The organism is uncultured Bifidobacterium sp., assembly GCF_959020145.1.
Classification (GTDB): domain Bacteria; phylum Actinomycetota; class Actinomycetes; order Actinomycetales; family Bifidobacteriaceae; genus Bifidobacterium.
The window spans coordinates 41,082-54,892 of record NZ_CAUEQY010000004.1 but is presented as its reverse complement, the minus strand read 5'-3'; the positions used below and the strand labels follow the sequence as shown (position 1 = coordinate 54,892).

At 61.4% G+C, this 13,811-nt stretch carries 11 protein-coding genes; 8 read left to right on the top strand and 3 right to left on the bottom strand.

Annotated elements, in window-relative coordinates; all coding sequences use genetic code 11:
* Positions 1-67: 67 nt before the first annotated feature.
* The 4 genes from Q5H33_RS02580 to Q5H33_RS02565 all read left to right on the top strand — a co-directional run bounded on the left by Q5H33_RS02580 (position 68) and on the right by Q5H33_RS02565 (position 3,693).
* On the top strand, positions 68-760 hold the full coding sequence (locus Q5H33_RS02580; RefSeq protein WP_085382618.1) for a hypothetical protein: 693 nt from the start codon (positions 68-70) through the stop codon (positions 758-760).
* Between the two features lie 22 nt (positions 761-782).
* The gene (locus Q5H33_RS02575) at positions 783-1,424 is read left to right on the top strand and encodes an ATP-binding cassette domain-containing protein (protein WP_034984655.1); all 642 of its coding nucleotides are present in this window, start codon (positions 783-785) and stop codon (positions 1,422-1,424) included.
* 22 nt (positions 1,425-1,446) lie between these two features.
* Positions 1,447-2,535: a hypothetical protein gene (locus tag Q5H33_RS02570; protein ID WP_080716519.1), complete on the top strand. Its 1,089-nt coding sequence runs from the start codon at positions 1,447-1,449 to the stop codon at positions 2,533-2,535.
* Between the two features lie 81 nt (positions 2,536-2,616).
* A complete protein-coding gene (locus tag Q5H33_RS02565) occupies positions 2,617-3,693 on the top strand; it encodes a hypothetical protein (protein ID WP_055054735.1) in 1,077 nt (358 codons plus the stop codon).
* Between the two features lie 45 nt (positions 3,694-3,738).
* Here the strand turns inward: Q5H33_RS02565 and Q5H33_RS02560 are convergent, their stop codons facing one another.
* Together Q5H33_RS02560 and Q5H33_RS02555 are read right to left on the bottom strand one after the other, a co-directional pair.
* The gene (locus tag Q5H33_RS02560; RefSeq protein WP_302422847.1) at positions 3,739-7,848 is read right to left on the bottom strand and encodes a DUF3418 domain-containing protein; all 4,110 of its coding nucleotides are present in this window, start codon (positions 7,846-7,848) and stop codon (positions 3,739-3,741) included.
* Complete coding sequence (locus Q5H33_RS02555; RefSeq protein ID WP_271720811.1) at positions 7,845-8,489, bottom strand: class I SAM-dependent methyltransferase; 645 nt, start codon at positions 8,487-8,489, stop codon at positions 7,845-7,847. The genes Q5H33_RS02560 and Q5H33_RS02555 overlap by 4 nt, the downstream gene beginning before the upstream one ends.
* Before the next feature lie 129 nt (positions 8,490-8,618).
* On the opposite strand from Q5H33_RS02555, the gene hflX reads away from it, so the two are divergent.
* From hflX to Q5H33_RS02540, 3 genes are all read left to right on the top strand, one after another.
* Positions 8,619-10,079 carry a GTPase HflX gene (hflX, locus tag Q5H33_RS02550; RefSeq protein WP_107646370.1) on the top strand — a complete coding sequence of 487 codons (1,461 nt, stop codon included), beginning with the start codon at positions 8,619-8,621 and terminating at the stop codon, positions 10,077-10,079.
* A 261-nt stretch (positions 10,080-10,340) separates the two neighbouring features.
* On the top strand, positions 10,341-11,303 hold the full coding sequence (locus Q5H33_RS02545) for an L-lactate dehydrogenase (protein ID WP_003810784.1): 963 nt from the start codon (positions 10,341-10,343) through the stop codon (positions 11,301-11,303).
* Positions 11,304-11,477: 174 nt separating this feature from the next.
* Positions 11,478-12,419, top strand: coding sequence for a cation diffusion facilitator family transporter (locus tag Q5H33_RS02540; RefSeq protein ID WP_302422841.1), 942 nt, complete (start codon positions 11,478-11,480; stop codon positions 12,417-12,419).
* A 179-nt stretch (positions 12,420-12,598) separates the two neighbouring features.
* Here the strand turns inward: Q5H33_RS02540 and lexA are convergent, their stop codons facing one another.
* On the bottom strand, positions 12,599-13,372 hold the full coding sequence (gene lexA / locus Q5H33_RS02535; protein ID WP_003810781.1) for a transcriptional repressor LexA: 774 nt from the start codon (positions 13,370-13,372) through the stop codon (positions 12,599-12,601).
* A gap of 90 nt (positions 13,373-13,462) precedes the next feature.
* On the opposite strand from lexA, the gene Q5H33_RS02530 reads away from it, so the two are divergent.
* Positions 13,463-13,765, top strand: a complete 303-nt coding sequence (locus Q5H33_RS02530; protein ID WP_236837551.1) for a LysM peptidoglycan-binding domain-containing protein — start codon at positions 13,463-13,465, stop codon at positions 13,763-13,765.
* The last annotated feature ends 46 nt before the right edge of the window (positions 13,766-13,811 follow it).

Genomic DNA, 13,811 nt, shown 5'->3' with positions numbered 1-13,811 from the left:
GGGCCATGGCGGCCTGACGGCTGCGTCGTTTGTGAGGGGGCTGATGACGATGTCGAGGAAAACGGGCATGCGTGGCAAAGCTATTGCCGTCATATGCTGTCTCGCTTTGCTTGTCGGCTGCACGGGCTGCGGGGCACTGAAAGAAAGCTCGCGACGGGAGCGTCAATCCCAGCAGGGTCAATCATCGCAACAGGGTGAACGAATCGCGTCGTCGCTGAAGGATTATGCGCGATCGTTGTTGGATTCCGACGGCGGCAAAATATCCGATCAGCAGAAGTCTGCACTGGAGAAGGCCGCTTCGGGCGGAAAGGTGAGTCAGGCCGACTACGAACGCGCATGGGCGGATTACAAGCAGTGCATCATAGACAAAGGCTATGCCGAGCCGACGTTCGACAAGTACGACAACGGCATTTACGCTCTGCCCTCGTACAACACCGATGGTGCCAGCAAAGAGGCGATCCGCAAACTCAATGACGATCTGACATCCTGCAGTATGCTGCATGTCACGGATATCAACACCGTGTACAGGCTCCAGTTGGGCAATCCGAAGCTGCTGCTCAATGACAAGGAGGTGGCGGCCGACTGTCTGCGCAAGGAAGGCATAAAGCCCAAAGACTACACCGCCGATAAGCTGGAGAAGGATTTGGAATCCGGAGAAAGCGCAGGACTGCGCGATAACAGGAAGGCGCTGACCTGCTTGGTGACGGCCGGAGTGAACGTGACCGCCTCGGATGAGACGGTCTGGTATCCGCTGAAGTAGTCTGATGCGCGAAGGGGCTCATATGCGAGTGGTTGTGGAAGGGCTGGCCCACCGGTTCCCGGGGACAGACCTGCTGTTCGAGCATCTTGATTTCGTGGCGGAACCTGGCTCCACCATCGCGGTATGCGGACCATCCGGTTGTGGTAAATCGACATTGCTGTCGATTCTCGCCGGTTGGGAGAAACCATATGCCGGAACCGTAACCCGTGAAGGCGTGAACCGTGTGGGATGGGTGTTTCAAAACCCGTACGGTGTGGCGGAACGCACCGCGCTCGACCACGTGGTGTTCCCGCTGCTCGCCAAAGGCATGCGGCGCAAGGAAGCGGAGCTCAAAGCCTTGGAAGCCATGGGGCTGTTCGACCTCGAATACGCGGCCGACCGCCGGTTCTCCGACCTCTCCGGCGGCGAGGCGCAACGTCTCATGCTGGCACGCGCCGTCTGCTCCAAACCCGACATGCTGCTCGTGGACGAGCCGACCGCTCAATTGGATACGCGCACCGCGCATTCCGTCAGCCATGTGCTGAACAACCTTTCCGGCCAAGGCATGATCGTGCTCGTGGCCACACACGATCCCGACACCCGCGACGCCTGCGACCGTGTGCTCGACCTCGCCGACTACGCGCCAGGCGGCAGCAAATCGCAGGAACCGGAATTGGAAGAATAGACGAATAGAAAGGCATCGACTCATGGGAAAGAAACATAACGCCACAGCCGTGACGAACGGTGCCGGACGCGGACGACTCGCATGGGCTTGGAGCCTGCTCGCCGTGGCAACCGCCATCTGCGTGTCCGTGGGAGCATGCGCGCTGCTCCTGCCGGATCGCGCGCCGGCATTGCTCGGCTCGGCAGGGGAGACGACCACCGCGCCAGCCAGCGTGCAGGAATACTCCGGCAGCCAGCAAGTGACGGTTGTGCCCACTATCTCCACCGAACGTAATCTTCTCGGCAACGCCAACGGCACCGTCACCGCCGACTGGTCCGCAGACGGACTCGCCTCCGGCAAAGGCGCATACAAAGTCAACGACCGCGTGGTCGTGGCCTTGAACACTGCCACACCCCTATACCGTGACCTCAAAACCGGAGACAAGGGCGACGACGTGCTCGCACTGAACAACGAGCTGAGCCGACTCGGATACAACAGCGTGGCCGGTTCCGACACCTACTGGTGGGCAACATCCGACGGCTGGCGGCAACTCATGAACGACAACGGCAACCCCTCCGACGGCACGCTTGCGCTTGCCGACACCATGTGGATTCCTGAAAACGCAGTCGCGGTCGACGAGTGGACGGCCACCACCGGTTCCATGGTGACGGGCGGTACGGCAATCGGAAAAATACCGGGAGCGTTGACGAAACTCACCGTGAAAAACGGCGCGGCGGTAGGACAGGATCGCACCATAAGCATGTATGGCGTCAATGGAATATTGCCGGCCGATAGCACGGAAATCACCGACGCCGAATTCCTGCGTAATGTGTCGGCAAGCGAGACGTTCCAGTCCATGGACATGCAGACCAAAAAGGCCGGTCTCGATGCCACCGTGGCATTGAAGGAACCATTACAGGTGCTGCGTGTGCCGGCGGGAGCGGTGTTTGGCATCGACGGCAGCAGCGGCTGCATCGTACCAAAATCCCACAATGCGTCTAATACGCCGGCGAAGGTGACGATTGTGGGCAGCGAGCTGGGCGTGAGTCTGGTGCAGACGCAGGATGCCGACGTGTCCGCGATCGCCAACGTCGAAATCGGCAGCGGGCTCAACGGGCTGGTTTGCAAATAGTCGGCGGATGAATCGCAAGAAACCGTTGAGCTTCGCCAAACAGTGTGAAAACCGCATGAAACCGCCAATAAGGGAGCGTATATGAGACTTGGATCGGTGCTTTCCGAAGCGCTGCGCAACATCGGTTCGGGCGTGAGCCGCGCGTTCGCTATGTTCCTCGCAGTGCTGCTCTCCGGAACGCTGCTGGGCGGATATGAGGCGATGACCGTGATTGACTTGGAATCGCAGGCCGTGCAGCGCATCAACGCGTACGTTGACGTCAACGCCATCGTCGGTGGAACGGTGGATGGCACCGCATGCGACCGGTTGTCCGACGCCGGCGATGGAATGACGGGAACCTTGGCTGGTGCGATGCGTGCCGGCGAACAGGTCGTGCCACTCGCGACACCCGGCAAGGACATCTCATCGTATGACGTGACGCCTGGTATGATCCGGCTGATCGCCGGCAATGCCAAGGCCGACGTGTCCGGCGTATGGGTGCCGCGCGACGTGGCCAAGGACTTCGGGCTCGCCGTGGGCAGCGCATTGCGGACACGCGAAGGCACCACACGTGTGGCTGGTGTGTTCGACTGGCCGAACGATGGGCGTGACACGCGTTTCGCCTACGCGTTCATCGTGCCGGTGTCGGCGAGCGCCTCGACGTTCAACGAATGTTGGGTCAAGCGGTGGCCGGCCGATGGACAGATGGAAAATCTGCTGTATGCCACGTTGGTGGCGGGTTCCGGCTCGTCGAATGCGGGTGTGACGCAGGTGAATAAGGGGTTTGATGCGCATTATGACGCGCGTGCGTCGTATCTGAATCGTTCGACGCGGTGGATGCCGTGGGTGGGGTTGGCGATTGGCGTGTTGGTTGGTGTGTTTGGTGTGCGCCGGCGTAGGTTGGAGTATGCGGGTGCGTTGCATTCGGGGCAGTCGAAGGGTGCGCAGTTGCTGGGTATTGGTGTGGAGACCGGTGTTTGGGCCGGGCTGGCTACGTTTGCTTCGTGTGCGTTGTTGTTGGCGTATGCGGTGCGGATGAGCCGGTCCGATTGGGTGGCGGTGTTGGCGGCTGCGGTGCGCACGCCGTTGGCTGTGTTCGCCGGTGTCATGGTGGCGAGTCTATTGGTGGGGTTGTTGATTCGTGAATCGCAGTTGTTCCGTTTCTTCAAGAAGCGTTGACGGGTTTGAAGAAACGGAACAATCCGTTGGGGTTTTGGCTGGTGGCTAGGCGATCGCCTTTTTGATGCGTTGCAGGCTGATCGGTTTCGGCGTGCCGAGTTCCTGTGCCCACAGGGACACGTAGAATTCCTCCAGCATCCAACGTACGGTTTCCGCCTGCTTCATCAGTGTTTCGTGGCGTGGGCCGGCTGGTTCACGTTGTGCTTTCGCCACGGCCTTGTCGGCAAGTTGTTTGGCTTCGTTGGCTTCCCAAGCCCATCGCACGTCGCGGTTCTTGTCGTTTTTCGCCTTGGTGAGGCGCAGCAGGTCGGCGTGCAGGTATCGTTCGATGGACGGCAATGCCTCTGGCGGCGTCTTGCCGATGAAACCGGGGTATACGAGTGTGGCGATGTGTTCGCGGATCGACTGCAGCACGCTCAGCAGTGGCAGGTCCGCTTTGCCGGACACGGCTTTGTCGACTTCCGCATACCGTTTCAGTATGGCGATCACGTCATGCGCCACCGCGTACACGGTGTCCTCGTACACTTCGCGCACATCGAGCACTGCGTCGGCGAGCGCTTCGTCGTCGGGCAGCTGGTCGATGTTGGGCAGGAGCCGTTTGACGGCTGCCAGCTGCAGGTCTTCGGTGAGCTCCTTCGTGGACTTGTAGGGGGCAGAGGCGAGCATGAGCGCTTCCGTGCCGAGCCAGCGTGAGGAGATGCGTTCACCGGGCAGGCGCAGCGTGTCGAGCGCGCCTTGCCAGAGCATGGTGGCGCGTGCTTCGGTGGTCGCTCCCGCTTTGTTGAGCAGGTTGGCTTGTTCGACGAACTTGCCTTGGTCTCCTGCGTTTCGGGCTTGTTTTTCGACCATGTGGCGTGCGGAGGCTTTGGCTTGTTCGGCGAATCTGCGTTGCAGTTCGACGAGTGATTTGCCGGTGCCGAGTGTTTTGACGGGGCCTCGCGCGTGCCGTCTGCCGTGCTGGTTCTTGCGGTTGGGCGGCAGCTGCTGTTCCACGGCGAAGGTCATGCGCAGGTATGGTGCGAGCTTGTTCCATAGTTCTCCGGTGAGGACTTCCGGGTGGATTTGCGCGCCGACGATGCTGATGGCCGCTTGGGTGAACGCGTGTGGCAGGTCGGGCCATGTGGCGACGCCATCCTCGTTTTCGGGGGCCAGGTTTGGTTTTTGCTGGCTTCCGGAGCCGGGAAGGTCGGGGTAGCGTTCGTCGATCCAGGCGCGGATCCTGCGTGCCGTGTCCGGGGCGGGTACGAACTGTACGCGCAGGGTTTTCGGCAATGATTTGATCATGCCGATGATGAGCTCGTCCAGCAGTCCCGGCACGTTCCATGTGAACTGTTCCGGGGTCAGCCGCGACAGCGCCTTCAACGGCACGTGCACGGTGACGCCGTCGTTCGGGTCGTGCGGATCGTAGATGTAGCTCAACCTTAGGTCGATGGGGGAGCCGTCGGTGCCGAGCGTATGCCAATGGTCGGGATAGTCGTCCAAGGACACCGAATCGGAGTCGGCGAGGCGTTCCACCTTGTCCGGGTCGAAATCCAGCAGGTCGGGTTGTTCGTCGTGCCTTGTCTTCCACCATTTCGCCAGGTCGGCCACGCTGGTGACGGTGTTGGGGATGATGGCGTTGTAGAAGTCGAACAGGTCCTCGTCGCCGACGGTCTGCGCCACCTGGCGGGTGCGGCTCGCGTCGTCGGCCGCGTCTTCGAGGATGTCGCGGTTCCGCATGACGAAATCGTCGTAGGGGAACCGTTGCTGGATGTCGCCTTCCACCAGGCCTTGGCGGATGAGGAAGTCGCGTGCCTCGAGCGGGTTGATGCGCCCCCATTGCACGGTGCGGTCCTGCACGATCGGCAGGCCGTACAACAGCACCTTCGCGCTCGCCACGGCCGAGCCACGCGAACCGGACCAGTGCGGATCCGCGTACGTGGTACGGGTGAGTGCTCCGGCGAGCGGCTCCGCCCATGCGGGATCAATCTGCGCGGAATACCGCGCCCACAGTCGGCTTGTCTCCACCAGTTCGGTGCTCATCACCCATTGCGGTGTCGATTTGGCTACGGCGGAGGCGGGGAACAGGGCGAAATGCGTGCCGCGCGCGCCCTGATAGTCGTTCTTCGCCATCTTCTGCGCGCGTTTCATCGCACGAGCGCGTGCCGCACCCTTCAAACCAGCGAAATCGGATGCCTTCGGCTCGCGCGTGACCTGCATGCCCATCATGGACAGCAGGCCGGAAAGCATGGACGTGTGGATGCCCTGCGCGTCCCATGAGCAGCACAGCGAATGCGCTGCCTGCTGGTTAAGCGGCAGCTGGCGGATCTCCAACGGTGGACGGGACACGGGAATCGGCTCGCCAAGCTTGAATTTGAACTCCTGGCACATTTCGCGCAGCTGGGCGACCAAATCCTTCCATTGGCGCATGCGCAGCCAACTCAAGTACTCGGTCTTGCAGATGCGGCGCAGCGCGGAATTGCTCGGCTCGCCATCCGCTTGGAACACGCGGTCCCACAGGTTCAACGCGGTCAGGAAATCACTGGTCGGGTCCGCATACCGGTTGTGGATCCGATCCGCCTCCTCACGGTTCTCGTCGGGACGTTCGCGCGGATCCTGCAGGCTCAGGAACGCGACTACTACCAGCACCGCCGCCAGAGTGTTCGGCGTGGTCGACTTCGCGGCTTCGATGACCATACGGCCCAAACGCACGTCGATCGGAATACGTGCCAGCAGACGGCCGGTATGCGTCAACACCACCTCGCCATGTTTGCGCGCCACGGCCTTCAGCTCGGTCAGCTCGTTGAAACCATCCGACACGGCCTTCATATCCGGCGGATCGATGAAACCGAAATCCGTCACATCCTTCGCCGTACGCGCCACACCCACCGACAGCATGTGCAGCACGACCGCGCCCAGGGACGTGCGCAGAATCTCCGGCTCCGTGAATTCGGGACGCGTCTCGAAATCCTCACGCGAATACAAGCGGATCGCAATGCCGTCGGCGATACGGCCGCAACGGCCCGAACGCTGGTTCGCGCTCGCCTGGCTGATCGGCTCGATAGGCAGACGCTGCACCTTCGCCGTCTTCGAATAGCGGGAGATACGCGCCGTGCCCGGATCGACCACATATCGGATGCCCGGCACCGTCAGCGACGTTTCGGCGACATTCGTGGCGATCACAATACGCTGATGCGTATGCGGTTCGAACACCTTATGCTGTTCCTTCGAAGACAACCGTGCGAACAACGGCACGATCTCGATCGCATCCGGCCTGCGCATATCCGCCGCGCGCGGACCGTAATGGCGGCGCAGCGCGTTCTCGAAATCGTGGATGTCGCGCTCGCCGGAAGCGAACACGAGAATGTCGCGCGGACCACGGTCGTGCGTGGAATGGATCACCAATTCGGCGCAGGCGCGCGCCACCGCGGTGGGCATGTCCACGTTCGTGTCGCGCGAATCGCGGCCGTCCCTGCCATCCGGCGCGGCCGACAGCGCCTCGTAATCCGCGTCGCCGGGCATCGCGCCCGTTTCGAAACCCGGCACGGAACGCATCAGCGCCGGCGCGGTGCCCAACGGCTCATACACGATCTGCACCGGATACGTGCGTCCCGACACTTCGATGACCGGCACCTTCGTGTGCAGCGCGTGTTCGAAATGCTCCTGGAACTTCACCGAATCGATTGTCGCGGACGTGATGACGAGCTTCAGGTCGCGCCGCTTGGGCAGCAGCGCCGTCAGATAGCCGAGCAGGAAATCGATGTTCAGACTGCGCTCATGCGCCTCGTCGATGATGATCGTGTCGTACTGCATGAGCTTCGGATCGCGTTGGATCTGTGCCAGCAGAATACCGTCCGTCACCACGCGCAGGCGCGTCTTCGGCGAGCTTTCGTCCGTGAACCGCACCTGATAGCCGACTTCCTCACCCAACGTCACGCCCATTTCGCTGGCGATTCGTTCGGCGACGGTACGTGCGGCAAGCCTGCGCGGCTGCGTGTGCACGATCTGCCTGCCGTGCGATCCACGGCCCAGTTCCAGCAGAATCTTCGGCAGCTGCGTGGTTTTGCCGGAGCCCGTCTGGCCGGAGACGATCACCACCTGGCTTGACCTGACGGCTTCGGCGATGTCGCTGCGAGCCGCGGAAACCGGCAGTTCGGAAGGATATTCGAATTTCATGCCTTCACAACCTCGATGACGCGGAAGCCCTTCGAACTCGCGTACTTGCCCACTTCAAACCCGTCGCCCAACTGCGTGGCGAGCCACGGAATCAGCGAATCGGAACCCAGATTCCTCTGCACCACCAGATAGGCGGCACCGCCCGCGTTAAGCCGCGGCAGCCACGTCATCAGCAGCTCGTGCAGAGCCTCCTTGCCGACGCGGATCGGCGGATTCGACCAGATCAGATCGAACATGAGAACGGCCGGAACCTGCTCGGCGGTGACGGCATGGATATTGCCCATGCCGTTCAACTCGGCGTTGCGGCGCGTGAGCTCAAGCGCGCGTTCGTTCACATCCAACGCCCAGATATCGGCCTTGGGCGATTCGAAACCCAACGTCAGCGCGATCGGACCCCAACCGCAGCCCAGATCAAGGAACGTGCCCTCCTCCGGCGGTTCCGGCGCCTGGCGAAGCAGCACCGACGTGCCCAAATCCACACGATTGCCGGAAAACACGCCGTTCGACACTTCCACATCCGCCTCATTGCCACGCAACGTGACATGCAGCTTCCTGCGCACGTCCTTCGACTGCGGTTCCGCCGCGAAATACTGCTCGGCCTGTGCCATGCTCTCTCCTTGCAAACGTTCGTCCTCCGGCATCCGCGCGGTAATCGCGTCCACGTGGCGAAAACGGTGATGCCCATGTCTCTAGACAATGATGATAATAAAGACACCATAGTTCAACCGTGAGAGGTGCCATTGAGCCAAGAGAACGATATCGAGCAGAGCATGACCGCAGGCGACGTCGGGGGAGTGCTCGCCGACCAATCCGACGTGCTGCTTGATACCGACGGCGGGGAACACCTTCGCGAAACCCACGACGAACAGTGGCAGGAACGCGAATCCCGCAACGCATTGAAGCATGTGGCGGGTCTGGGCGAGATCCAGGACGTCACCGAAGTCGAATACCGTAAAGTCAGGCTCGAACGCGTCGTGCTCGTAGGCGTATGGTCCAGCCGCGAGACCACGCAGGCCGCGGCCGAGGAATCGCTCCGAGAACTCGCCGCGCTCGCCGAAACCGCGGGCGCCGTGGTGTGCGACGGCCTGCTGCAGCACCGCATCAAGCCGGACGCGGCCACATACGTGGGTTCCGGCAAGGCGCGTGAACTGGCCGGCATCGTGGCGCAGGACGAGGCGGACACCATCGTCGTCGACGATGATCTGCCGCCGAGCCAACGACGCGCATTGGAAGACGCCACCAAAGTGAAGGTGGTCGACCGCACCGCCGTCATCCTCGACATCTTCGCACAGCATGCGACTTCGCGCGAAGGCAAGGCGCAGGTGGAGCTGGCACAGCTCGAATACATGCTGCCGCGACTGCGCGGCTGGGGCGGGTCGCTGTCGCGTCAGGCGGGCGGCCGCGCGGCAGGCGACGCGGGCATCGGCTCGCGTGGTCCGGGTGAGACGAAAATCGAAATGGACCGTCGCGTGATCCGCAGCAGAATCGCCAAACTACGCCGGCAGATCGCACAGATGGCGCCCGCGCGTGACGTCAAACGTGGCGCGCGCCGTCGCTTCGGCCTGCCGACCGTCGCCGTGGTCGGCTATACGAACGCCGGCAAATCGTCGTTGACCAACCGGCTGACCGGTTCCGCGGAACTGGTGGAGAATGCGCTGTTCGCCACTTTGGATACCGCCGTACGCCGTGCGAAAGCCAAGGACGGGCGACTGTACGCGTATGTGGACACCGTCGGTTTCGTGCGCCGCCTGCCAACGCAGCTCATCGAAGCGTTCAAATCCACGTTGGAGGAAGTCGCCGACGCCGACCTGATCGTGCACGTGGTCGACGGCTCGCATCCCGACCCGTTCTCCCAGATCGACGCCGTCAACGACGTGCTGTCCGACATCGACGGCGTCGAGACGATCCCCACGATCGTGGCGTTCAACAAAGCCGACCGTATGGACGAGGCCGCACGCGAACGTATCGAGGCGCTGATGCCGGAAGCGCACATCGTCTCCGCGTTTTCAGGGGAGGGCGTCGACGCACTGCGCGAGCACGTGGAATCGATGCTGCCCACGCCGAACGTGCACGTCGAGGCGCTGCTGCCGTACACAGCCGGCTCGCTCATGTCCCGCGTGCGCGAATACGGCAAGGTGATCAACGTCGAATACCGCGACGACGGCATGATGCTCGAAGCGGAGGTCGACGACCAGCTGGCCGCGCAGATCGTGGAGCAGGCCATCGACTGAGCTTCCGCGCAAGCCGTTCCCGATGACGTTTACCGGAGCGGCCGTGCAAACGCTGCAACGGATTGCAACAGCTGCATTTCAACGGGCGCAGTGTATGTGAGCGCTCACAAAAGCTGTGACGAAAATCACTTTTCAGTGGTTGCAAATCATGCGGATTCACGGCGAAACGTCATGCTGTATGGATAAAGTAGGGTTGAAATCGAAAGAAAATACCCTGCCACAACGCGGGACGTTCTTCTTGCTCAAAGAGAGGTAAAGCACATGGTGGATTCACCAATCAAGCCCACAAAGCTCGCTATCATCGGTGCCGGCGCAGTCGGCTCCACTCTCGCTTTCGCTGCTGCTCAGCGTGGCGTCGCACGTGAGATCGTGCTCGAAGACATCGCCAAGGAACGCGTCGAGGCCGAAGTGCTCGACATGCAGCACGGCTCCAGCTTCTATCCGACCGTGACCATCGATGGCTCCGACGATCCGGAGATCTGCCGTGACGCCGACATGATCGTCATCACCGCAGGCCCGCGCCAGAAGCCGGGCCAGTCCCGCCTCGAGCTGGTCGGTGCCACCATCAACATCCTCAAGGCCATCATTCCGGGCCTCGTGAAGGTCGCTCCGAACGCCATCTACATGCTCATCACCAACCCGGTCGACATCGCCACCCACGTGGCCCAGAAGATCTCCGGCCTGCCGGCCAACCAGGTCTTCGGCTCCGGCACCAACCTCGACTCCGCCCGTCTGCGCTTCCTGATCGCGCAGCAGACCGGCGTCAACGTCAAGAACGTGCACGCCTACATCGCCGGCGAACACGGTGATTCCGAAGTCCCGCTGTGGGCCTCCGCCACCATCGGCGGCGTCCCGATGTGCGACTGGACCCCGCTGCCGGGCCACGATCCGCTGGACGCCGAAGTGCGTGAGCAGATCCACCAGGAAGTCAAGAACGCCGCCTACAAGATCATCAACGGCAAGGGCGCTACCAACTACGCCATCGGCATGTCCGGCGTGGACATCATCGAAGCCGTCATGCGCGACTCCAACCGCATCCTGCCAGTCAGCTCCATGCTGCACGACTTCCACGGCATCTCCGACGTGTGCATGTCCGTGCCGACCCTGCTCAACCGTTCCGGCGTCAATACCGCCATCAACACCCCGGTGTCCGACCGTGAGCTCGCGGCCCTGAAGCGCTCCGCGGAGACGCTGAAGGAAACCGCCGCCCAGTTCGGTTTTTAATTGACGGTTTGACTTTATTGACAGGGGAGCGGTGAGCCGCTAGACTGTCAGCAGAACTTGGAAACCCCAGCCTTCGGACTGGGGTTTCCTGCGTTTTGAGACGAATGAAAATGGTATTGAGAAGCGGTTTCAATAGCCGCGGATCGAACCAAAGACGACGAAAGGAAACCCATCATGGCACACAGCCATGCGGGTGTGGACGCCACGACCGCCGCAAGCGGGGCCGAACACCAGAAAAGACTCATGATGTCATTGGGGCTGACTTCCACGGTGTTCATCGCCGAAGTGGTCAGCGCCATCGTCACCGGATCGCTGGCGCTGCTGGTCGACGCCGGCCACATGCTCACCGACATGTCGGTGCTGATCGCCTCCACCGTCACCGCGGTGCTCATGCAACGCAAACCTAGCAACAAACGCACCTGGGGATGGGCGCGACTCGAAGTGCTCACCGCCGCGGTCGGCGCGCTCGTGCTCCTGATCGTCGGCATCTACGCGCTCGTCGAAGCCGGCATGAGGCTGTTCGGCGGAGCCGCCGACGAAGTGCACGACGTGCGGTTGCTGCTGTTCATGGGCATACTCGGCCTTGCCGCCAACGTCGGTTCGATCTTCATCCTCGCGGGGCAAAGCGAGGACAACATGAACATGAAAGCCGCGTTCCTCGAAGTCATGAACGACGCATTGGGGTCCGTGGCCGTGATCGTTTCAGCCATCGTGCTGATCTCAACGGGCTGGGTCGGCTTCGATGCCGTCGCGGGCGGCATCATCGCATTGATGATGATCCCCCGGGCGTTCGTGCTGCTGCGCAACGCCGTGCGCGTGCTGCTGGAGGAAACCCCACAGGAACTCGATCTGGACGAGGTGCGCGAACATCTTGAGCAGGTGCCGCACGTGGTGGCCGTGCACGACCTGCACGCCAGCACCGTCTCTACCGGCATGCCCGTCGTCATGGCCCATGTGGTAGTGGAGCGCGGGCTGACCATGGATGATGCCGCCGACATCCTCTCCCAATTGCAGAACTGCCTGCGTGAGCACTTCCCCGTATCCGTGCCGCACACCACCTTCCAGCTTGAACCTGAAGGATACGATTCGGACAGCCGCAAGGAACTGCATTCCTGAACCGTGCTCCCGAACTTCAAGAATGCGACGACATTTTGAAATGCCCTCGCGTTCATTCTTGATGGATTCGCAAGGTGAATGCACAACCGCGCGGTATGGCAAAGGGTATGGCAAAGGGCGTCGGACATGCCTCAAAATGGTATGTTCGACGCCCTTTGCCGTTTAACGTGTGAAAGCAATCAGATCTTGCGCAGCACGGTGACGACCTTGCCCATGATCTCGGCATGCGTGCCGTCGATGGGGGAGTAGGCCGGATTGTGCGGAATCAGCCAGACATGGCCGTGATCCTTGCGGAACGTCTTGACCGTGGCCTCGTCATCCAGCAATGCGGCGACGATATCGCCATTCTCCGCGCTGTTCTGCTCGCGGACCACCACGAAATCACCATCGCAAATGGCGGCGTCGATCATGGAATCACCGTGCACTTCAAGCATGAACAGATTGCCGGTGCCGGTAAGCCGTTCGGGAAGCCTCATCACATCATCGACATGCTGCTCGGCCGTGATCGGCACGCCGGCGGCGATGCGCCCGACCAGTGGAACGTCATGCGAGGCCATGATGGAGCCGCATGCGTCGTCCTGACTGGGGAACGGGATGACCTGGGCGACTTTTCCATTCGGCTCCTCGTCATTGAGGTTCACCACTTCGATGGCCCTCCCCTTGTTCGCGTTCATGCGGATGAAGCCTTTTTCGTCAAGAACCTGAAGCTGGTGTTTGACGGATGACGGGCTTTTAAGCCCTGCGGCCTCACCAATCTCACGGAACGAAGGAGCGAATCCCTGCTTGGCCAAATGCGTTTTGATGGCGTCAAGCACCTTGCGCTGGCGGTCGGTCAACGTGCTTTCATCCGGACGCTCGTCGCTCTTCTTGGGCGTGAAGGGGATGGTGCTCACGATGGGCTCCTTTCGTAGTTCCTTAGAAGCATAACGCGAAACGCCGATAAAATCAAACATCTGTTCGAGGTGTGTTTGCGTTTATCGAACATATGTGCCATACTTGGAACAAGCGTTCGATAGAACAGCTGTTCGAAAAGGAGTGGCGTGGTGAACGGTGCGGCGAATATCGGAAATGTGGCAAATCGAATCGCCATGGCGATCATGGCGGCCGGTCTTGCCTGGTGTCTTTTTGGATTCATCGCGCCCGGAAGTGCGCAGTCCGCGCCGGATTCCACCGCTGTCGCCGTGTATACGGTGCAACCCGGCGACACCTTGTGGAGGTATGCGGCGAGCATCACTCCGGAGGGTGGCAATGTCGGAGATACGGTGGATGAACTGATGCGGCTGAACAACCTTGATACGGTGTCTTTGCATGCGGGGCAGCGCCTCATTGTTCCCCATGAGGCGTAGGGGCCGCCAAGCGTGGCTTATTTCAAGGGCTCAGTCTATTCTGGAC

Coding starts and splice junctions, on each gene's coding strand:
- Q5H33_RS02580 (WP_085382618.1), top strand. CDS start 68: ATGCGTGGCAAAGCTATTGCCGTCATATGCTGTCTCGCTTTGCTTGTC.
- Q5H33_RS02575 (WP_034984655.1), top strand. CDS start 783: ATGCGAGTGGTTGTGGAAGGGCTGGCCCACCGGTTCCCGGGGACAGAC.
- Q5H33_RS02570 (WP_080716519.1), top strand. CDS start 1,447: ATGGGAAAGAAACATAACGCCACAGCCGTGACGAACGGTGCCGGACGC.
- Q5H33_RS02565 (WP_055054735.1), top strand. CDS start 2,617: ATGAGACTTGGATCGGTGCTTTCCGAAGCGCTGCGCAACATCGGTTCG.
- Q5H33_RS02560 (WP_302422847.1), bottom strand. CDS start 7,848: ATGAAATTCGAATATCCTTCCGAACTGCCGGTTTCCGCGGCTCGCAGC.
- Q5H33_RS02555 (WP_271720811.1), bottom strand. CDS start 8,489: ATGCCGGAGGACGAACGTTTGCAAGGAGAGAGCATGGCACAGGCCGAG.
- hflX (WP_107646370.1), top strand. CDS start 8,619: ATGACCGCAGGCGACGTCGGGGGAGTGCTCGCCGACCAATCCGACGTG.
- Q5H33_RS02545 (WP_003810784.1), top strand. CDS start 10,341: ATGGTGGATTCACCAATCAAGCCCACAAAGCTCGCTATCATCGGTGCC.
- Q5H33_RS02540 (WP_302422841.1), top strand. CDS start 11,478: ATGGCACACAGCCATGCGGGTGTGGACGCCACGACCGCCGCAAGCGGG.
- lexA (WP_003810781.1), bottom strand. CDS start 13,372: ATGTTTGATTTTATCGGCGTTTCGCGTTATGCTTCTAAGGAACTACGA.